At 58.1% G+C, this 20,098-nt stretch carries 21 protein-coding genes; 11 read left to right on the forward strand and 10 right to left on the reverse strand.

What is annotated here, in order from left to right; translation table 11 throughout:
* The first annotated feature begins 47 nt into the window (after window positions 1–47).
* The 4 genes from L8H52_RS04170 (at window position 48) to rluB (ending at window position 3,442) form a co-directional block, all read left to right on the forward strand.
* Window positions 48–746 carry a ScpA family protein gene (locus L8H52_RS04170; protein WP_172828192.1) on the forward strand — a complete coding sequence of 233 codons (699 nt, stop codon included), beginning with the start codon at window positions 48–50 and terminating at the stop codon, window positions 744–746.
* An 11-nt stretch (window positions 747–757) separates the two neighbouring features.
* Window positions 758–1,744, forward strand: a complete 987-nt coding sequence (gene scpB, locus L8H52_RS04175; RefSeq protein WP_242204370.1) for an SMC-Scp complex subunit ScpB — start codon at window positions 758–760, stop codon at window positions 1,742–1,744.
* Between the two features lie 128 nt (window positions 1,745–1,872).
* The gene (locus L8H52_RS04180) at window positions 1,873–2,064 is read left to right on the forward strand and encodes a DUF1289 domain-containing protein (RefSeq protein ID WP_007919669.1); all 192 of its coding nucleotides are present in this window, start codon (window positions 1,873–1,875) and stop codon (window positions 2,062–2,064) included.
* A 154-nt stretch (window positions 2,065–2,218) separates the two neighbouring features.
* On the forward strand, window positions 2,219–3,442 hold the full coding sequence (gene rluB / locus L8H52_RS04185; protein WP_116254430.1) for a 23S rRNA pseudouridine(2605) synthase RluB: 1,224 nt from the start codon (window positions 2,219–2,221) through the stop codon (window positions 3,440–3,442).
* A gap of 218 nt (window positions 3,443–3,660) precedes the next feature.
* Here the strand turns inward: rluB and L8H52_RS04190 are convergent, their stop codons facing one another.
* Window positions 3,661–4,626 carry a leucyl aminopeptidase gene (locus L8H52_RS04190; protein WP_242204368.1) on the reverse strand — a complete coding sequence of 322 codons (966 nt, stop codon included), beginning with the start codon at window positions 4,624–4,626 and terminating at the stop codon, window positions 3,661–3,663.
* A gap of 71 nt (window positions 4,627–4,697) precedes the next feature.
* Window positions 4,698–4,835: a hypothetical protein gene (locus L8H52_RS04195; RefSeq protein ID WP_003222780.1), complete on the reverse strand. Its 138-nt coding sequence runs from the start codon at window positions 4,833–4,835 to the stop codon at window positions 4,698–4,700.
* An 893-nt stretch (window positions 4,836–5,728) separates the two neighbouring features.
* Here L8H52_RS04195 and L8H52_RS04200 point away from each other — a divergent pair.
* On the forward strand, window positions 5,729–7,147 hold the full coding sequence (locus L8H52_RS04200) for an amino acid permease (RefSeq protein WP_242204366.1): 1,419 nt from the start codon (window positions 5,729–5,731) through the stop codon (window positions 7,145–7,147).
* Window positions 7,148–7,215: 68 nt separating this feature from the next.
* Here L8H52_RS04200 and L8H52_RS04205 read toward each other — a convergent pair whose 3' ends face one another.
* Window positions 7,216–8,565, reverse strand: coding sequence for a serine hydroxymethyltransferase (locus tag L8H52_RS04205; protein ID WP_242204363.1), 1,350 nt, complete (start codon window positions 8,563–8,565; stop codon window positions 7,216–7,218).
* Between the two features lie 532 nt (window positions 8,566–9,097).
* On the opposite strand from L8H52_RS04205, the gene L8H52_RS04210 reads away from it, so the two are divergent.
* Together L8H52_RS04210 and L8H52_RS04215 are read left to right on the forward strand one after the other, a co-directional pair.
* A complete protein-coding gene (locus L8H52_RS04210; RefSeq protein ID WP_242205512.1) occupies window positions 9,098–9,703 on the forward strand; it encodes a helix-turn-helix transcriptional regulator in 606 nt (201 codons plus the stop codon).
* Entirely contained in the window at window positions 9,687–10,562 is an 876-nt protein-coding gene (locus tag L8H52_RS04215; protein ID WP_242204361.1) for a queuosine precursor transporter, read from the forward strand. Before L8H52_RS04210 ends, L8H52_RS04215 begins: the two co-directional genes overlap by 17 nt.
* 54 nt (window positions 10,563–10,616) lie before the next feature.
* On the opposite strand, the gene queC is transcribed toward L8H52_RS04215, so the two are convergent.
* On the reverse strand, window positions 10,617–11,315 hold the full coding sequence (queC, locus tag L8H52_RS04220; protein ID WP_242204359.1) for a 7-cyano-7-deazaguanine synthase QueC: 699 nt from the start codon (window positions 11,313–11,315) through the stop codon (window positions 10,617–10,619).
* A gap of 157 nt (window positions 11,316–11,472) precedes the next feature.
* Between queC and arfB the strand changes: the two genes are divergently transcribed.
* Window positions 11,473–11,886 (forward strand): alternative ribosome rescue aminoacyl-tRNA hydrolase ArfB, encoded by a 414-nt coding sequence (arfB, locus tag L8H52_RS04225; protein WP_007920134.1) that lies wholly within the window; start codon window positions 11,473–11,475, stop codon window positions 11,884–11,886.
* On the opposite strand, the gene L8H52_RS04230 is transcribed toward arfB, so the two are convergent.
* From L8H52_RS04230 to phhA, 6 genes are all read right to left on the reverse strand, one after another.
* Window positions 11,883–13,070: an MFS transporter gene (locus L8H52_RS04230; RefSeq protein WP_174244495.1), complete on the reverse strand. Its 1,188-nt coding sequence runs from the start codon at window positions 13,068–13,070 to the stop codon at window positions 11,883–11,885. The genes arfB and L8H52_RS04230 overlap by 4 nt on opposite strands.
* Window positions 13,071–13,184: 114 nt before the next feature.
* Window positions 13,185–13,367: a hypothetical protein gene (locus L8H52_RS04235; protein WP_242204356.1), complete on the reverse strand. Its 183-nt coding sequence runs from the start codon at window positions 13,365–13,367 to the stop codon at window positions 13,185–13,187.
* Window positions 13,368–13,436: 69 nt separating this feature from the next.
* Window positions 13,437–13,568 (reverse strand): hypothetical protein, encoded by a 132-nt coding sequence (locus tag L8H52_RS30425; protein WP_008088845.1) that lies wholly within the window; start codon window positions 13,566–13,568, stop codon window positions 13,437–13,439.
* Between the two features lie 269 nt (window positions 13,569–13,837).
* Complete coding sequence (locus L8H52_RS04240) at window positions 13,838–15,031, reverse strand: amino acid aminotransferase (protein ID WP_242204354.1); 1,194 nt, start codon at window positions 15,029–15,031, stop codon at window positions 13,838–13,840.
* On the reverse strand, window positions 15,031–15,387 hold the full coding sequence (locus L8H52_RS04245) for a 4a-hydroxytetrahydrobiopterin dehydratase (RefSeq protein WP_003222798.1): 357 nt from the start codon (window positions 15,385–15,387) through the stop codon (window positions 15,031–15,033). Before L8H52_RS04245 ends, L8H52_RS04240 begins: the two co-directional genes overlap by 1 nt.
* A 117-nt stretch (window positions 15,388–15,504) precedes the next feature.
* Window positions 15,505–16,296, reverse strand: coding sequence for a phenylalanine 4-monooxygenase (gene phhA, locus L8H52_RS04250; RefSeq protein ID WP_007920123.1), 792 nt, complete (start codon window positions 16,294–16,296; stop codon window positions 15,505–15,507).
* Window positions 16,297–16,684: 388 nt separating this feature from the next.
* Here phhA and L8H52_RS04255 point away from each other — a divergent pair, with 388 nt between their 5' ends.
* The 3 genes from L8H52_RS04255 to flgG all read left to right on the forward strand — a co-directional run bounded on the left by L8H52_RS04255 (window position 16,685) and on the right by flgG (window position 20,052).
* The gene (locus L8H52_RS04255; protein WP_242204351.1) at window positions 16,685–18,250 is read left to right on the forward strand and encodes a sigma-54-dependent transcriptional regulator; all 1,566 of its coding nucleotides are present in this window, start codon (window positions 16,685–16,687) and stop codon (window positions 18,248–18,250) included.
* A gap of 230 nt (window positions 18,251–18,480) precedes the next feature.
* On the forward strand, window positions 18,481–19,221 hold the full coding sequence (locus L8H52_RS04260) for a flagellar basal body rod protein FlgF (protein WP_242204350.1): 741 nt from the start codon (window positions 18,481–18,483) through the stop codon (window positions 19,219–19,221).
* 45 nt (window positions 19,222–19,266) lie between these two features.
* Entirely contained in the window at window positions 19,267–20,052 is a 786-nt protein-coding gene (gene flgG / locus L8H52_RS04265; protein ID WP_242204348.1) for a flagellar basal-body rod protein FlgG, read from the forward strand.
* Window positions 20,053–20,098 lie beyond the last annotated feature (46 nt).

Raw genomic sequence — 20,098 nt, forward strand, 5'->3', positions numbered from 1 at the left:
AGGCGGTCATGGAAATGCCGCTCGACCTGTACATCCCGCCGGATGCGCTGGAGGTCTTTCTTGAAGCCTTCGAAGGCCCGCTCGACCTGCTGCTGTACCTGATCCGCAAACAGAACATCAACATCCTCGACATCCCGGTGGCGGAAATCACCCGTCAGTACATGGGTTACGTCGAGTTGATGCAGTCGGTGCGCCTGGAACTCGCCGCCGAGTATCTGGTGATGGCCGCGATGCTCGCCGAGATCAAGTCGCGCATGCTCTTGCCGCGTGCGGAAACCGTCGAAGATGAAGAAGACGACCCGCGCGCCGAACTGATCCGCCGCTTGCAGGAATACGAGCGCTTCAAGGCTGCCGCCGAAGGCATCGACGGCTTGAGCCGCGTTGGTCGCGACGTCATCGTGCCCAAGCTCGACGCCCCGGAAGCCCGAGCGCGCAAGCTGTTGCCGGATGTCGCGCTGGAAGAGATTTTGATGTGCATGGCCGAAGTGCTGCGCCGTGGCGATATGTTTGAAAGCCACCAGGTCAGCCGCGAAGCACTGTCCACCCGCGAGCGCATGAGCGATGTGCTGGAGCGGCTCAAGGGCGGCGGCTTTGTGCCGTTCGTCGAGCTGTTCACGGCCGAAGAGGGCAGGCTGGGTGTGGTGGTGACCTTTATGGCGATCCTTGAACTGGTCAAGGAATCCTTGGTCGAGCTGGTGCAGAATGAGCCGTTCGCCGCGATCCACGTGCGAGCCCGAGCCGAATAACGAGTCGAAACATGAACCTGACTGAACCCCGCGAGCTGGCGCCCCTGCTTGAAGCCTTTCTGTTGGCCTCGGGAAAGCCGCAATCTCTTGATCGTCTGTTTGAACTGTTCGAAGAGGGCGAACGCCCCGAGCCGGCGGTTTTCAAGAAAGCCCTGACCCTGCTCGGCAAGTCCTGCGAGGGCCGCGCCTTCGAGCTCAAGGAAGTCTCGTCGGGCTATCGTTTGCAGATTCGCGAGAAGTTTTCGCCCTGGGTCGGCCGCCTCTGGGAAGAGCGCCCGCAGCGCTATTCCCGTGCCTTGCTGGAAACCATCGCGCTGATCGCCTATCGCCAGCCGATTACTCGTGGCGAGATTGAAGACGTGCGCGGTGTGGCGGTGAACAGCAACATCGTCAAAACCTTACTGGAGCGCGAGTGGATTCGTGTTGTGGGTTACCGCGATGTGCCGGGCAAACCGGCGATGTTTGCCACCACCAAGATGTTTCTTGATCACTTCAATCTGAAAAATCTCGAAGACCTGCCGCCGCTGGCCGAACTGCGCGAAATGGAGACCGACCCGGTGCTCGATTTCGACGATGCGCCGGTGCCTCAGGGTCTGCAGGAACTGGCCGACGCCAGCGCCGAGCCGGAAGAAGAGAAGGAAGAGACCAGTTTCCACACCTTGCTGCTGGAGCTGGACAGCATGGAGGAGGGGATCAAGACCGACTTCGACGACTTGCTGCGGGATGCGGTGGATGGTGAAGCGGCCGACAGTGACGCGCCGACGACCGAGCCTGAAACCGAGGTCGCCGAGCCAGCGATTGAAGTTGAACTTGAAGCAGAGCCCGAAGCCGAACCGGAAGAGGACATTCTTGGCGTCGCCGAAGCCCGCGAGAAGCTGTTGGCCGCCGTCGCCGCCCTCGAACAACCCGCGCCCGAACCCGAGCTGAGCGAAGAAGAAGCCGAAGCCCGCGCCCTGGCCGAAGCCATCGAAGCCGAGCGCCGCGAATTCGAAGACTGATTACGCACAACTGTGGGAGCGAGCCTGCTCGCGAATGCGGTGTGTCAGACAACGATGATGTCGACTGACAGGGCCCTTTCGCGAGCAGGCTCGCTCCCACAGGAAACGGTGCATATTCGGAGTGAGTGATGAGTTCCACCAAAGACCCGTGCATCAGCCTCTGCAAGTTCACTGACGACATCTGCCTCGGCTGCGGCCGCAGCAAGCGTGAAATCAAGGCCTGGAAGAAACTCGACAAGGACGACAAGCGCACCGTACTGGCCGAAGCCGCGCTGCGCCTGATCAAACTTGGTGGCGCCGGTCGGCGGAAAAAGAAATAACTGCCGATCGATCAGCTAGTCTCTGATGCGCGACGGCGCACATCCGCGTATGATTCGCGACCCTTCGCCGATCCCTTCGGCCGAGAACCCAGATTTCAATGCTTCAGGCGTCCAATTCAGAGCGCTTGAACAGACCACACCGGGAGGTGCCCAGATGAGCGACATCATTCAGAAAGACGACCAGGAAATCGGCCCTGCAGGCGAAAAGCTGCAGAAAGTCCTCGCCCGTATCGGCGTCGGCTCGCGCCGTGACGTGGAATCCTGGATCAGCCAGGGCCGGATCAAGGTCAATGGCAAAGACGCCACCCTCGGTCTGCGCGTCGACATGCACGACGCCATCACCATTGATGGCAAGGTGATCAAGCGCGAAGAGGCGGCCGAATCGGTACGCCGCGTGATCATGTACAACAAACCCGATGGCGAGATCTGCACCCGTGACGACCCGGAAGGCCGTCCGACCGTGTTCGACAAGCTGCCGCGTCCGAAAGAAGGTCGCTGGATCAACATCGGTCGTCTCGACATCAACACCACCGGTCTGCTGATGTTCACCACCGACGGTGAGCTGGCCAACCGCCTGATGCACCCGTCCTACGAGATGGACCGTGAGTACGCCGTGCGCGTACGCGGTGAAGTCGACGACGAAATGATCGAGCGCCTGAAGGCCGGCGTGGTGCTGGAAGACGGCCCGGCCAAGTTCACCGACATCAAGCAGGCGCCAGGTGGCGAAGGCTTTAACCACTGGTACCACTGCGTGGTAATGGAAGGCCGTAACCGTGAGGTTCGTCGTCTGTGGGAATCGCAAGGTCTGGTGGTCAGCCGTCTGAAGCGCGTGCGTTTCGGTCCGGTGTTCCTCAACTCCGACCTGCCGATGGGCCGCTGGCGCGAAATGAGCCAGTACGAAGTCGACATCCTCAGTGCTGAAGTCGGCCTGACGCCAGTAGCGATGCCGCAACTGAACGCCAAGAGCAAAGACAAGCTTGAGCGCATGCAGCGCAAATCGTCGCGTCCAATGGCCAAGACCGAGCGTGTGCGCACGCTGCGTCCAGCCGCTGGCGCGCCGACCGGCCCACGCCCGAGCCGTGAGCCGCAGATCGAAGGCGAGCGCCCAGGTCGCAAGCCAGTTGCCGCCCGTGACGGCGAGCGCGCTCCGCGTCCGGCCAACGGTCGCACTGAACGTGGCGAGCGTGGTGCTCCGAGCGGTCGTGGTACGCCAGTGGCGGATCGCCCAGCAGACACCACCAACAAGCGCCCGGCCAAACCTGCGCCGAAGCGTCCGGGGATCAAGCTGGTTGATGGCGACAAGCCTTCGGGCAAGCGTCGTGGTGCACCGGCCGGTTCCGGCCAGCGTCCGGGTTTCGGTCGCAAAAAGCCGGAATAAGGCAGCTCTGAGCTTCTAGCCGCAAGCTTCAAGCCAAAGCAGAAACGCCAACCTCAGGGTTGGCGTTTTTTTTCGTCTGATGAACGGTATGTAGCGCCTGGTAGGGCCTCTTCGCGAGCAAGCTCGCTCCCACATTGGAGCTATGTCGTACACAAATCCCCTGTGGGAGCGAGCTTGCTCGCGAAGGGGCCGGTAGCTTCAATAAAGGAATCTTGGGGCTAGAACACAAACCGTCCGTCAAACACCGGCTTGTCATCCAGCGCCAACACCCCACCCGAAAAGATCAGGTCCAGGTGATGACTGCCCTTGGCGCCACCGCCCAATCCAAGATGCAAGCCACAATGCCGTTCCTCAAACCCGGCATTACGCGCATACAAATCCTTCACGCCTTCATTGGTGCCAATCCCCAATTCTTCAATCCGCCGGTTCGACGGATTCGCATCCAGGTACTTGTTGAAATCATGCTCCAGCCCCGGCACGTCCGTGGCGATGCGGCTGATGGTCGAGTTCTCGATCCACAGTTCCAGCGGTGATTCCAGCACGCCGTATTTGCGCGCAAACGGGATGGTGCTGAGGAACGTACCCTTGAACTTCACGTGGCCGTTGATCGCTTCGCTGTGGGTGGCGATTTCGCCGGGGGCCAGGTCGAAGTTGCCGACACCGTTGATGTCGGTCCACTTCTTGATGCTGCTCAGCGGCGTTTCAAACCATGAACCGTCATCGTCTTTGAAACTCAGCGTGGTCGCCTGGGACATGCGCTGGATCAAGTGACTGTTGAGCCCGGCAATCCGCTGCGGGGTGACGCTGAAGGTGTCGTAGAAATAATCGCCGTAATCCTTGAACAGTAGCGACTTCTTCCAGTTTTCCGCCATCACGCCTTGCAGTGCGCGGACAAACTCCGGGCCGTCGGGGCGCGGATTGGGCAGGGTGGAAGAGTCGTAGAAGAAAATGTACAGATCGCTGTCGGTGATTGCCGAAGTCAGCGCTGCGGTACTTTCCAGGTCCAGGCGCCGGGCGCTGAACTGGAAACGGGGATGATCGCCGGCCTGTTCGGCGATGGCGCCGGTCAGCGCTTGGTAATCAGCCGTGTGGCCGAGCAGTACCTTCGCCGAGTCGAGGCCGGCAAGGGCAGGGTGGTGTTCGAGGTAGTAAAGGAAATGCGAGATCGCGCGGGGCTTATCCATGAGTCCTCCCTGACTGACCGTGAAGAAAGCGGCAGGCACGACCGGCCGGATCGTGCCTGCCCGGTGATGTCTTACAGAGGCCACATCGCCGTGCCGAACGGAACCACCGCGTCGGCTTGCATCATTTCTACAGCCGCCTCGTGGGTCGGTGCTTCAAACCATTCGTCCAGTTGCAGTTCGGTATCCAAGTCTTTTTCCAGTGCTTGCATGGTCGATCTCCTAGATGACTTTCACGGTTGTGACTGGCCGGTCGAGGTGGCCGGCAAGACGTGAAGAACCTAGTTCAGGGTTTTTTGTAATGCAAAAAATTATTCATTTAATTTTTAAATAGACTTTTTATTCTGTTTTTCCCCGGCAGTTTTCTTATTTGAAAACAAAAAACTAAGCGGCACGTTTCATTAGCAAGCTAGCTGCCGTCAATTTGCAGACGTCTGACAGAAATTTCTGAAATGGAAACTCTGCGTTACGCGTCGTAAAGAAATGTTTACGAAAAAGCCGGGAAAGCCAAGTGAATCCAACCCTCCATGGAGGCTGTAAGGAAAAGCTGCCGAAGCCTGACCGGCCGGGCGCTGCGCAAGGCTCTGGCGCGCTTGTTTCAGCGGCGTTTGCAGGGTGAGATGCGACCCATGCCTGTCGTGCAGGTGCATAACAAGAAGGAGGCGCAATGAACGCCGTGACTGATCTCCATCTCTCCCCGTGGGACGGTTTTTTCCTCGTCCACGCCGATGGCCTGCAAAGGCCTGACTCAATTTTTGCAGCCGCTCGAGTGTCTCGAGGCGGACACACGCAATCCCGGCAACCATCACGCTGATCCAGCGGGGTCTGGCAGCAGGGGGTTAGCGGTGTACAATGCGCCGCGTTTTAACTGTGACCCTCTGCGTAATCGCGCAAATCTCAAGGCTATCCGCCTTGTTCACTCCGTCGCGCCACAAGCGTTTCGGGTTCGATTTCGTCACAGATAAAAACAAACAGGTGACGCATGACCGTTGTAAACAAGCTGAACTCCTGGTGCCTGCGCTGGGGTTTGATCGGGGCTGCCTGAAATCGCAACCTTGCAGCAACGTCTACTGAACACCATCAAACCTTGCGTGAGACCTTTTTCATGAGTGGACAACCCTCGCAATCAGGCGAGCTGAAACGCGGCCTGAAAAATCGCCACATTCAACTGATCGCCCTCGGTGGCGCGATCGGTACCGGATTGTTCCTCGGCTCGGCCGGGGTATTGAAATCCGCCGGCCCGTCGATGATCCTCGGCTACGCCATCTGCGGCTTCATCGCCTTCATGATCATGCGCCAGCTCGGCGAGATGATCGTCGAAGAACCGGTGGCCGGCTCCTTCAGCCATTTCGCGCACAAATACTGGGGCGGCTTTGCCGGCTTCCTGTCGGGCTGGAACTGCTGGATTCTGTACATTCTGGTGGGCATGTCGGAGCTGACTGCGGTCGGCAAATACATCCACTACTGGGCGCCGGACATCCCGACCTGGGTCTCTGCGGCAGTCTTCTTCGTGCTGATCAACGCAATCAACCTGGCCAACGTCAAAGTCTTCGGTGAAGCCGAATTCTGGTTCGCGATCATCAAGGTCGTGGCGATCGTCGGCATGATTGCGCTGGGCAGCTACCTGCTGGTCAGCGGCAATGGCGGCCCGCAAGCCTCGGTCAGCAACCTGTGGTCACACGGTGGTTTCTTCCCCAATGGCGTCAGTGGTCTGGTGATGGCCATGGCGATCATCATGTTCTCCTTCGGCGGTCTGGAAATGCTCGGTTTTACCGCAGCTGAAGCCGACAAGCCGAAAACCGTGATCCCGAAAGCGATCAACCAGGTGATCTACCGGATCCTGATTTTCTACATCGGCGCACTGGTGATCCTGCTGTCGCTGACCCCTTGGGACAGCTTGCTGGCAACCCTCAACGCTTCCGGCGATTCGTACAGCGGCAGCCCGTTCGTGCAAGTGTTCTCGATGCTCGGCAGCAACACCGCCGCGCACATCCTCAACTTCGTGGTCCTGACCGCAGCTTTGTCGGTGTACAACAGTGGCACCTACTGCAACAGCCGTATGCTGCTGGGCATGGCCGAGCAGGGTGATGCGCCGAAAGGTCTGGCGAAGATCGACAAGCGCGGCGTGCCGGTGCGGTCGATCCTCGCTTCGGCTGCAGTGACACTGGTTGCTGTGCTGCTCAACTACCTGATCCCGCAACACGCGCTGGAACTGCTGATGTCGCTGGTGGTTGCAACGCTGGTGATCAACTGGGCGATGATCAGCTTCTCGCACTTCAAGTTCCGCCAGCACATGAACAAGACCCGGCAGACGCCGCTGTTCAAGGCGCTGTGGTACCCGTACGGCAACTACATCTGCCTGGCGTTCGTCGCGTTCATTCTTGGCGTGATGCTGCTGATCCCGGGCATTCAGATCTCGGTGTATGCGATTCCGGTGTGGGTCGTGTTCATGTGGGTCTGCTACGTGATCAAGAACAAGCGCGGTGCGCAGCAGGCCGTGCACGCGGCAGGTGCTGCCAAGTAAGCGTTGACGCAGAAACACCAAACCCGGCCTGAGTGCCGGGTTTTTTTATCTGGGCAAATGCTGGGGCGCTATTGATAGTCGGCGAGAGGATAATCCCTGCACAAGGTTTCGACTTCTGAGCGAAACTGCGCGAGGAGCAGGGGTTCCAGGGTGTAATCCTGTTCGCCGAGCGGCGCCACGGTATTCAGTATTCGCACGATCAAATCGACGATCTGACGGCTGCCGTGGACATCGACCCGGCGTTGCGCCAGAGCAGCCGTGCCGATGCGCAATCCGCTGGTAACAAGTGCCGAGCGGTGATCGCCGGGTACGCGATGTTTGCTGACGATGATCCCGCAGTGCCCCAGCGCCGCCTCCGCGATGGCGCCCGTAACGCCGCCATGCAAGTGAACCAGCACCGTGTGGTTTTCACTGCAGCCGCCGACCACCTCATAATCCTTGGCCTGAAACGCTTTGGCCATTTCATCCGCGGTACTGCGGATCTGCGCCATGCAGGCATCGAATTCGGCAGACATTGCGTAGCCCAGCGCGGCAGCCTTTGCCGCGATCATGTTGGCGGCAGGCGCGCCCTGCATTCGCGGGTACACGGCTTGATCGAGGAGGCGGCTGAAAGTGGTCCGCAAACCGGGAATCTTGGTGTTCGCGTCACGCCCGCTGAGGATCACGCCACCCCGAGGCCCGGCGAGTTGCTTGTGCGTGCAAGTCACGGTGACCTGTGCGGCGTCGATCGGGCTTGGATGCCTGCCAGTGGCGACAAGCCCGGCGATATGCGAAATGTCGGCGAGCAGGATGGCACCGGCTTCATCGGCAATTTCGCGAAACCGCTTGAAGTCCACCAGTCGCGAATAGGCGGTGGCGCCGCAGAGGATGACGCGTGGGCGATGGGCGAGTGCCAGCAAGCGAACCTTGTCGTAATCGATCAGACCGTCTGATGTCGTGCCGTACTGGATCGCCTTGTAGTAGGCGCCGGAAAACGCGGCGAGGCTGCCATGCGTGAGATGGCCACCGTGTTCCACTGCCATGCCCAGCAAGGTATCGCCGGGTTCAAGCAGGGACGTGAGCACCTGGTAAATGGCGTTCGACGCCGAGTGAGGCTGGACGTTGGCGTATTGGGCCGCGAACAGTTCCCGCGCCCTGCGGATGGCCAGCGATTCGACCAACTCGACGTTCTCGCACCCTGCACTGTGACGTTTGCCGGACATGCCTTCTGCGCTCACATTGACCAGCACTGAAGCAGAAGCCACCAAGGTTCGCGGCTGGACTGCGCAGGAGGACGAGACCAGTGAAAGCGTGTGCTGTTGACGAGTAACTTCAGCGTCGAGAATGGCCGCCAGTTCGGCGTCTTCTGCGCGGAGATCTGCCAAGCCGCGTCGCAGCAAGTCAGCCTGGTTCTTGAGCGGTTCAGTAATGACTGCCATTGCTTGATTCCTTCCCTGGTTTTGCGTGATTTGCGCATGTCCTTGCTTGCCAGATCTGTACAGGCGAATCCGTGTTTTGACTGCTGTGTGCGCAAAACTAAACCCTGTACAGGCCCCCCGATTTTTCGCTCTTTCACTCTCGCAAATGAGACGCCGGATTGACGCATCATAGATTTTTCAGTGAGGAACGCTACAGAATTAATCAAATAAATGAACATTCTTCAAAGAAAATGATTCTTTTTGGAGTCGCGTCGGGTGTAAAACAGCTATTGCCCTGGGCCGATTTTCAGACCTGGGATGGAAGACGACAGGAACTGACGAGTCACTAGCCAGGCTGAAATGACCCAGCACGTTGGCGCAAGCAACCTGTGAAAGCTGACTTTTTATACCGAATCCAGGGAGGGAGGGTGCTATGATTTCGCGCGGCACTGACAGGGATAAAACTGCAATTTCCTACCTCACTTGTGTATGTCCGGAATGATCATTCCAGACGTGACATTGATTGCAGTTAAAAATGGATGATAAGCATGTGATGCATAGAAGAGAAAGATCGGAGAATCTGAAGAACAATATCAAGTACCTGATCAAGAGTCGCGGGGAGACGCAGCTGTCCTTGTGTCACTCCAGTGGTTTGACCCGAACGACCATCTATAACATTCTCGAAGGCAAGGTGGTCAACGTACAGCAGTCCACTGTTCGCAAGATCTCTGATTTCTTCGGGGTGTCTTATGAAGAAATCGAGACGATCGATTTTGAAGAGAAGGAAATAATCGAAAGCAGTATCTCTCCGCAGGGGAACATGAACCCGGCAGCTGTGCCTGTGATCAAGGAAAGCATGCTCCTGCAAAGTCTGGATAAAAGAATTGGTGAGTTGGCCACGATTTATCCGCTGACTTACTATTTTGGCGCGTCTTTCAACCTGATTGGCGTGCTTCTGGAAAACGAAATCAGTGGCATGAATGAGCCCGGCGATTTGTTGATTGTGCAGAAAGGAGCGTCAACCAGCGACAGGGAAAAACTGCTGTATGACAAAATCACAGCGAAGTTATCTATAAGCCATGAAGGCAGCTTTGATACGGATCGTGTATGCGTGATCGGAGATGTAATCGAGGAACGATTTAATGGATTGCAGTGTTGAAATGGAAAACAGCAAGTACAAGTTGCTGGGATTCGAGAATGGAAAAAGCCTGGCCGTGATCATGGTCATCGCGACAGGCAAGATAATTAAAATAAAGCTCAGTGAAGTATTGAATAGTGAGATTATGGATAATCTGAATAAAATCGAAGTAAAAAACCTCTACAAGAAGTTTTACTCGCAGGGCGGGGCACTCACCGCTTACGAAATAAATGACCGTCATGAGAGTTCCTGGATGATCTACATTATCCTGAACCTGATGCTGTTCACGCTGTATATCTTCACCAGTATTGCCGCGACAAAACCTATTTATCTGGATTGTTTCGACATTGTCGTCACTCCGGGAACATTCCTGTATCCGCTGACTTTTCTGATCGTTGACTTGTTGAACGAAACCTTCGGGCTCAGGCTTGCACGCCGAGCGATACTCTTCGCGTTTATCAGCAATGCGGCGATTATCATTCTATTGGCGATTACCACCCATCTTCCGGGGCTGCCGGGGTGGAAGCTTGATGGGCCTTACAATGACGTGATCAGTCAGCTGGCTTCCGTTCTGGTGGCATCTTCCATTTCTTTTCTGGTGTCCGAGAATATAAATTCGTATCTGTTGTGCAAGATCAAGGAGCTGACCAACTCCAGATTCCTGTTCCTGCGCGTGTTCTTGAGTACATTGTTTGCGGTGATCATCGACAGTTTTCTGTTCTGTTACATCGCCTTTTACGGAACGATGGAAAACAGCGCGATCCTGAGCATGATCTATGTGCAGATCGCGATTAAAGTGGGCTTTGCTTTCTTTAATATCATGCCGGCGTATGGCGCGCGGTCACTGTTCAAGAAATACCTGACGGGCAGTCAGGCTTGATCGAATAAAAAATAACGCTCGCCTGGGCTGTCCAGGTGAGCGTTATTTTGTGCCTTAATTCAACTTGAGTTTTGTTTTCAAGCTATTGGTGACCTGCTCTTTATTCTCCAGGAACTCGTTGAGTCCTTTCGCGCGAAGATTGCAAGCATCACAGTCAGCGCATCCGCTTCCGGCGATACCGTTATAGCAAGTCAGCGTCTGATGGCGTATCAGATCCAACTGGTTGTGATAGTCAGCCAAGGCCCAGGTTTCTGCCTTGTTCAACCACATCAGGGGTGTTTCGAGGCGTAACTTGTAATCCATGCCTAACTCAAGAGCGTTGTTCAATGCTTTGACAAACTCGTCTCGGCAATCCGGATACCCGGAGAAATCGGTTTCGCATACGCCGGTAATGACCGTCCGGGCTTGTACTTGATAGGCATAAATGGAAGCAAGGGTCAAAAACAGAATGTTTCTTCCCGGGACAAAAGTGCTGGGCAGGCTTTCTCCGGAGCTGTTCACGGTCGGCACCGGAATGTTGTCGCGTGTCAGGCTGCTGATGGCGAGTTCATTAAGCAGCGAGACATCCATGACCTTGTGCACGGTGACGCCGAGTTTTTTGCAAAGTTGCTGTGCAACTTCAATTTCGGCGTGGTGGCGTTGACCATAGTCAAAGGTGATGCAGTGGACTTCATCGTAGTGGGTCAGTGCATGGATCAGGCAAGTCGTAGAGTCCTGGCCACCACTAAACACGATAACTGCCTTGTTGCTCATAAGTCTGCTTCCTGCATTGATCGGGTAAGTTAAAAGGCGGTAATGGTAACTCGAAATGACGCTCGACATAAGTGCGCAGGAAGTTGTGCCAGCGGGCAGCCGGTCACTCTGCGACTAATCGCGGTATCCTGTGCGTTCTGAATAAGGGCGTTTTTCCATGCTGGTGATTTCCAACAATGTGCATCTGCCGGATGCCGAGATCGAGCTGACAGCCATCCGCGCGCAAGGCGCCGGTGGGCAGAACGTCAACAAGGTCTCCAGCGCCATGCACCTGCGCTTCGACATTCCGGCCTCGTCCTTGCCCGAGTTCTACAAGGAGCGGCTGCTGGCGCTGCGCGACAGTCGTATCACCAGCGATGGCGTGTTGATCATCAAGGCCCAGCAATACCGCACGCAGGAAGCCAATCGCGCCGATGCGCTGGAGCGTCTGGTCGAGCTGATCCTCAGCGCCACCAAAGTGGAAAAGAAACGCCGCCCGACCAAACCGACTCTCGGTTCAAAAAAACGTCGGCTTGAATCGAAAACCAAGCGCGGCAGCATCAAGGCCGGGCGCGGCAAAGTGGACTTCTAGTCTTCGCGGTATTTGGCAGTGTGCTTGTACAGGTACACGCTCAGCGCCAGTCCGCTCAGCGAGGCGAGCGCGGCGAAGAGGAAGATCGAGGCGAAACCAAAGCCTGCCGCTATCGCCCCGGCCAGTGGCCCGGTGATCCCCAGCGACAAATCGATGAACAGTGAATAGGCGCCGACCGCTGCGCCACGGCTCGACGCCGGCACCAGATTCACCGCTTCCACGCCCAGCGCCGGGAATACCAGCGAGAAACCAAACCCGCTCAGCGCCGCACCGGCCAGCGCCCAATGCGCGTCGGGTGCCAGCCACAGCAGTAACAGGCCAAGGGTTTCCACCGACAAACAGGCAATCGCCACGCGGAAGCCGCCGAGACGGTTGATCAGGTTGCCGAACAGCAGCCGCGCGCCGATGAAGCTGGCGCCGAACAGGCTCAGGCACAGCACCGCGTTGTCCCAGTGCTGGGTGGCGTAATACAGGGTGATGAAGGTGGCGATGGTGCCGAAGCCGATCGAGCCCAGGGCCAGACCGCAGCCATGGGGAAACACTTTGCCGAGCACGTGCATGAACGGCAGGCGTTCGCCGGCGACAATCGGTGCCGGTGTTTTTGGCCAAGCGAGCAGAAGGCCCAGCGCGGCCAGCAGGATGATGCTGACGCCCATGCTCCACAGACCCAACTGGCCGACCAGCCACACGCCGAACGGTGCGCCGACCGCCAGTGCGCCGTAACTGGCGATGCCATTCCAGGAAATCACTTTGGCCGTGTTCGCCGCGCCAACGCGGCCAATGCCCCAGCCAATCGAGCCGGAACCCACGAGGCTTTCCGCACTGCCCAATACCAGTCGACCGATCAACAAACTGATCAAACTGAGCATCGGCAGGTTCGGCGTCCACGCCGAGATCAGCATGAACACACCGCTCAAGCCGCAACCGGCGAGGCCAATCATCACCGCGCGTTTACTGCCCTGGTTGTCGATGATCTTGCCGGCATACGGGCGGCTGAGCAGGGTGGCGAGGTATTGCACGCTGATCACCAGTCCAGCGATCACTGCGCCAAAGCCCAGATCGCTGTGGACGTAACCCGGCAATACCGCGAGCGGAATACCGATGTTCAGATAACCGATAAAGGTGAAGAGGACGATGGAGACGACTTGCAGCGTGACCGCCAGGGGACGCTGGGGTTCTGGCATAGAGGGCGACATGGGTAACGATCCACGGGAGCGGCAGATTAGATAGGCTGCTTATGATACCGGCGCGGACGCCTCTGGGGCGGGAAAAGTAAAACTATTTGTCGGGCGACCGCTTCAAGGTTTGTCCGGGGCAACCAGTTGCGTGGTAACCAGCGCGGCGAGAGCATTTTCCTCTGTGCCGAAACGGGCGAGGAGGGCGGCTTGTTTCTCGGGCGAGAGGCGATTCCAGATCTCGATCATTTTCTCGGTCGCGCCGATCAGGACGGCAGCTTGGCTTTCAGAGAATTCGTCGGTCATGGCGGGCTCGGGTTCAGGCAGTGTGGAAAGCGCATGTTAGCGCTTTCCACACGGTCTGTACGACGGGTCTTACTCTTCGTTGTCGGCCGGGCGGCTCTCAACGGCTTCTTTCGGCTCGGGCTGTTGAGCACCGGCTTGCTGCGTGGTCGTCTGCTCAGGTACGTGCAGGCTTGGGAAGGGGAGATTAGGAATCTCGTGCATGGTTGCGCTCCTCGCTAAGTCTGTTGATAGATCTGGTAGATCCGCGCTTTTGGAAAGCCTGCGCAGGATACAGCAGGAAAAATGACAATCAGACTTTTAATTCAAATTAATGCGACAGATGGCCGCAGGGGGCGCCAAAACTGTGGTGATTGATCGTTCCCACGCTCTGCGTGGGAACGCCTCAATGGACGCTCTGCGTCCGCTGTTGGGACGCAGAGCGTCCCGGGCTGCATTCCCACGCGGAGCGTGGGAACGAGCAATGGGAGGGATTATTTGCAGACGCTGGCGATGGCTTCGGCCAGCAATGCGAGGCGCGTGGCGTCGATGCCGGCGACGTTAGCCCGGCCCGAGCTGACCATGTACACGCTGTGATGCTCGCGCAGTTGTTGCACTTGCTCCGGCGACAGGCCGGTGTAAGAGAACATCCCGCGCTGCACGCCAATGTGCGCAAAACGCTCGCGCAAGCCATGCGGCTCCAGCGCTTCGACCAGGCCGCTGCGCAGTTGTGCAATGCGAAGGCGCATGGCTTCCACTTCATCGGCCCAGCGCGCTTTCAGCTCCGGGTCGGCGAGGATGGTCGCGACCACTGCAGCGCCGTGATCCGGCGGCGTCGACCACAGGTTGCGAGCGATGTTGGCCAGTTGGCTGCGGATGTCGATGAGCTTGTCGGCGCTTTTCGCGCAGACGATCAACGCACCGGTACGGTCGCGATACAGACCGAAGTTCTTCGAGCAGGAACTGGTGATCAGCAACTCTGGCACTTCTGCCGCGAACAAGCGGGTCGACCACGCATCCTGTTCCAGACCATCGCCAAAACCCTGGTAGGCAAAGTCGATCAGCGGCAGCAGATTGCGCTTGCGCACCACGTCGAGCACGCGCTGCCAGTCGTCATGGCTCAAGTCAAAACCGGTCGGGTTGTGGCAGCACGCGTGCAGCAACACCACATCACCGTTCGGCACTTCATTGAGCACGGCAAGCATGGCTTCAACGTCGAGGTGGTTGTCGCTGCCCACATAAGGGTAATGACTGACCTTGACCCCGGCGGCGGCGAAAATGGTCTCGTGGATCGGCCAGGTCGGATTGCTCAACCACACGCCTTTGCCCGGCAGGCACTGAGCGATGAAGTCAGCGGCCAGACGCAACGCACCGGTACCGCCCGGCGTCTGGGTGGCGCCGGCACGTAGCTCGGCGATCAGCTTCGAGTCGGCGCCCAGCACCAGCTCGTTGATGACTTTGCCGAACAGCGGGTTGCCGTGGCCGCCGATGTAGGTCTTGGTGTCCTGGCTTTCGACCAGTCGCGCTTCGGCGATTTTCACCGCTTCCGGGATCGGCGTCAGGCCTTGGGCGTCCTTGTAGACGCCAACGCCCAGGTCGAATTTGCGCGGGTTGCTGTCCTGCGCATACGCCTCCATCAAGCCGAGGATCGGGTCGCCGGGTACCCGGCCGATGGCGTCGAAGTGCATTACTTGCGTCCTTCTGCGGTCTTGGCCACTTCGTCAGTGCGCGCGGCCATGATGAAGTCGTTGCGGTGCAGGCCTTTGATCGAGTGGCTCCACCAGGTCACGGTGACTTTGCCCCACTCGGTCAGCAGGCCCGGGTGGTGACCTTCGGCCTCGGAGATCTCGCCGACCGCATTGGTGAAGGCCAGCGCGTGCTTGAAGTTCTTGAACAGGAAAACTTTCTCCAGCTGCATGATGCTGTCGCGTACTTCGATGTTCCAGTCAGGGATCTGCTTGATCAGGATCGGCAGTTCTTCGTCGCTGACTTGTGGCGCATCGGCGCGGCAGGCTTCGCAGTGGGCTTGGTTCAAAGTGGACATGGTGTATTCCTGAAATCGAGTGTGTTTTTTTTATAAAGGCTTCTGAGTCGTCAATACCGTCACGCTAAACCAAAGTGGCGGCGACTGACAGGCTCAATTGTCAGCAAAAGTCGCGGTTCACGCGGCTTTGGGTTTCGGCGGAAATTTCGGTGCGTGCAGACCCAGCTGCATGCCTTGGCGAACCATGGCCATGATGTCTTCATGGGCCACGTCGAACAGACGCTTGAGGTTCGGCAGGACAAAGTACAGCGGTTGCAGGATGTCGATGCGATACGGCGTGCGCATGGCTTCGAGCGGATCGAACGCCTGATGCTCAGGCTCGTCCGACAGCGAATAAACGGTTTCTTTCGGTGAAGACAGAATGCCGCCGCCGTAGATGCGTTTGCCTTGCGGGGTGTCGACCAGGCCGAACTCGATGGTCATCCAGTACAGACGCGCCAGGTACACGCGTTCTTCCTTGGTCGCCTGCAAGCCGAGCTTGCCGTAGGTGTGGGTGAATTCGGCGAAATACGGGTTGGTCAGCAGCGGGCAGTGACCAAAGATCTCGTGGAAAATATCCGGCTCTTGCAGGTAGTCGAGCTCTTCGCGGGTACGAATAAACGTAGCCACCGGAAATTGCTTGCTGGCCAGCAGTTCGAAAAAGGTCTGGAAGGGGATCAGTGCCGGAACGCGGGCGACTTGCCAGCCGGTGGTCTCGCCGAGCACCTTGTTGATCTCGCCGAGTTGCGGAATGCGGTCGTGGGGCAGACCGAGTTTTTCGATACCGTCCAGGTACTCCTGGCAGGCACGCCCTTCAATCACTTTCAACTGGCGAGTGATCAGCGTGTTCCACACCGCGTGTTCTTCGGCGGGGTAGTCGATAAAACCTTGCGCATCGGGCTCGCGGGCCACGTATTGCGTCTGCTTCATACTGCTCTCCTGCTAGGGGAATTCGTTCTTGTTATGTCCAGCTATGGATTCAGAATTACCTGAGAGCGGGTTGATGTGCAGCATGTTGATTTGTCTGTGCGTAGGAAATTTCTCTTTGATTCGTAAAGTTATCGTTACGGTTTGATCGCCGTCGCGCATTTTCGGTGATTTTCAGGTTTGAAAAGCCTGGTGGCTGTCACATAATCTTGACAACTATCTGCGCGCCTCGGCAGAAAAAGTCGTGGTGCTATCCCTTGTGGGAGCGAGCCTGCTCGCGAATGCGATTTGTCTGACACATTAATGTTGAATGTGCCGCCGTCTTCGCGAGCAGGCTCGCTCCCACAGGTTTTGTATTTAACCTTATGACTGGTTTGGCGGGTTTTCTCCTATGCGCATCAAAGTCCACTGCCAGAACCGCATCGGCATCCTGCGCGACATCCTCAACCTGCTGGTCGCCTACGGGATCAACGTGGCGCGCGGTGAGGTCGGTGGCGAGCATGGCAATGCGATCTATCTGCATTGCCCGAACCTGATCAATATCCAGTTCCAGGCGCTGCGCCCCAAGTTCGAGGCGATTGCCGGGGTGTTTGGCGTCAAGCGGGTAGGGCTGATGCCCAGCGAACGACGGCACATGGAGTTGAACGCGTTGCTCGGTGCGCTGGAGTTTCCGGTGCTGTCGATCGACATGGGCGGCTCGATCGTCGCCGCCAACCGCGCGGCGGCGCAGTTGCTCGGGGTGCGCGTCGATGAAGTGCCGGGGATTCCGCTGTCGCGCTACGCCGAAGATTTTGACTTGCCGGAACTGGTACGCGCGAATAAATCGCGAATCAATGGCATGCGAGTCAAGGTCAAGGGCGACATCTTTCTGGCCGACATCGCGCCGCTGCAATCAGAGCACGACGACAGTGAAGCGATGGCTGGCGCGGTATTGACATTGCACCGCGCCGACCGTGTCGGCGAGCGCATTTACAACGTGCGCAAGCAGGAGCTGCGTGGCTTCGACAGCATCTTTCAGAGTTCGAAAGTCATGGCCGCCGTCGTGCGTGAAGCACGGCGTATGGCACCACTGGATGCGCCGCTATTGATTGAAGGTGAAACCGGCACTGGCAAGGAATTGCTCGCGCGCGCCTGTCACCTCGCCAGTCCACGCGGGCAGTCGCCGCTGATGGCGCTCAACTGCGCGGGCTTGCCGGAGTCGATGGCCGAGACCGAGCTGTTCGGCTACGGCCCCGGCGCTTTCGAGGGGGCGCGGGCCGAAGGCAAACTCGGGCTGCTGGAGCTGACGGCGGGCGGCACGCTGTTTCTTGACGGTGTCGGTGAGATGAGCCCGCGTCTTCAAGTGAAGTTGCTGCGCTTTTTGCAGGACGGTTGCTTTCGCCGGGTCGGCAGTGATGAAGAGGTTTACCTGGATGTGCGGGTGATCTGCGCCACGCAAGTGGATCTGTCCGAGCTGTGCGCGCGCGGCGAGTTTCGCCAGGATTTGTATCACCGCTTGAACGTGCTCTCGCTGCACATCCCGCCGCTGCGCGAATGCCTCGACGGCTTGACCCCGCTGGTCGAGCACTTCCTCGATCAGGCCAGTCGGCAGATCGGCTGTTCGCTGCCGAAACTGGCGCCGGCGGCGATGGATCGACTCAGTCATTACCATTGGCCGGGCAACGTGCGGCAACTGGAGAACGTGCTGTTTCAGGCGGTTTCGCTGTGTGATGGCGGCACGGTGAAGGCGGAGCATATTCGGCTGCCGGATTACGGCGTGCGTCAGCCGCTTGGCGATTTCTCGCTGGAAGGCGGGCTGGACGAGATTGTCGGGCGGTTCGAGAAAGCGGTGCTGGAGCGGCTGTATTCCGAGCATCCGAGCAGCCGGCAATTGGGCAAGCGGTTGGGGGTTTCGCACACCACCATCGCCAACAAACTGCGCGAATACGAAGTCGGCAAAGATCCGGGCAGCACGTGATCGTTCCCACGCGGAGCGTGGGAACGATCAACGCCGTACCAGACTTTGCCACCTACCGGCATAACACCGCCGGTTTTTCGACTTCGATACATTTCAAATTTCCCCTCGTCATCCCTCAAGTCCTTTGTTTGCCGGGTCTTTGTCCGCCAGAAAAAAGTTGGTCTGCAAATTGCTTATGGCTCAGCAGTACAGCGGTGGGCGGCAAACGTCCGGCATGCAGAGGAAAGAGTGTGGACAAGTACCTTTATGTGGCAATGACCGGCGCCAGCCAGAATGCACTGGCGCAAAAGGCGCATGCCAACAACCTGGCGAACATCTCCACCAACGGTTTTCAGCGCGACCTGGAACAGGCGCGTTCGATGCCGGTGTTCGGTGACAGCTTTCCGGCGCGTGCGTTTGCCATGAGCGAACGGCCAGCCACCGACTTCACCCCGGGCTCGCTGGTGCAGACCGGTCGTGACCTCGACGTCGCGGTGACCGGCAACGGTTTTATCGCCGTGCAGAACCCCAATGGCGGCGAAAGCTACGTGCGCACCGGCAGCCTCAACGTTGACGCACTCGGCGTGCTGCGTGCCGGCAACGGCATGCCGGTGATGGGCAATGGCGGTCCGATCGCCGTGCCGCCCGAGCAGCAGATCGAAGTCGGCGAAGACGGCACCATCAGTATTCGTGCGATGGGTGAAGGCCCGCGTGTCATGGCGGAAGTCGACCGGATCAAACTGGTCAACCCGGACATCAAGAACATGAACAAGGGCCTCGACGGCTCGATCTACACCAAGGACGGCAAGCCTGCGCCGGCCGATGCCAACGTCAAACTGGTGTCGGGCTTCCTTGAATCGAGCAACGTCAACGCCGTTGAAGAGATGACCTCGGTGCTGGCCCTGGCCAAGCAGTTCGAGTTGCACGTCAAGATGATGAACACCGCCAAAGACGATGACCAGGCCATGGCTCGGGTCTTGCAGATCAGCTAATTATCAGAACGTCGCGCCGAAAAACAGGCGCACGAGGAGAATCGAATGCTTCCGGCTCTATGGGTTGCCAAAACCGGTCTGTCCGCCCAGGACACCAACCTGACCACCATTTCCAACAACCTGGCGAACGTGTCGACCACGGGCTTCAAACGTGATCGCGCCGAGTTCCAGGACTTGCTCTATCAGATCAAGCGTCAGCCAGGCGCCCAGTCGACCCAGGACAGCGAACTGCCGTCGGGTCTGCAAGTGGGCACTGGTGTGCGCATTGTCGGCACCCAGAAAAACTTCACCGCCGGTAGCCTGCAAACCACCGAGCAGCCGCTGGACATGGCCATCGACGGTCGCGGTTTCTTCCAGATTCTGCAGCCGGATGGCACCACGTCCTACACCCGTGACGGTACCTTCCACCTCGATTCCAATGGCCAGATCGTCAACGCCAGCGGTTTCGCTCTGGAGCCTGCCGTGGTTATCCCGAACGATGCGCAGACCTTCACTGTCGGCCGTGACGGCACCGTGTCGGTGACCATCGCCGGTAACCCGGCAGCGCAAGTGATCGGCAACCTGCAAACCGCCGACTTCATCAACCCGGCCGGTCTGCAAGCCGTGGGCAACAACCTGTTCCTGGAAACCGCCGCTTCCGGCGCGCCACAAGTCGGTACTCCGGGCCTGAACGGGTTTGGCACCATGCTGCAGAACACCCTGGAAACTTCCAACGTCAGCACCGTTGAAGAGATGGTCAACATGATCACCACTCAGCGCGCTTACGAGATGAACTCCAAGGTGATTTCCACCGCCGACCAGATGCTCTCGTTCGTAACGCAGAATCTGTAATCAAGTCTATGAGGCGGCCATGAGGTCGCCTGCAACACCGTGAGGT

Source organism: Pseudomonas sp. CROZ-RG-20F-R04-15, assembly GCF_022662375.1.
GTDB lineage: Bacteria > Pseudomonadota > Gammaproteobacteria > Pseudomonadales > Pseudomonadaceae > Aquipseudomonas.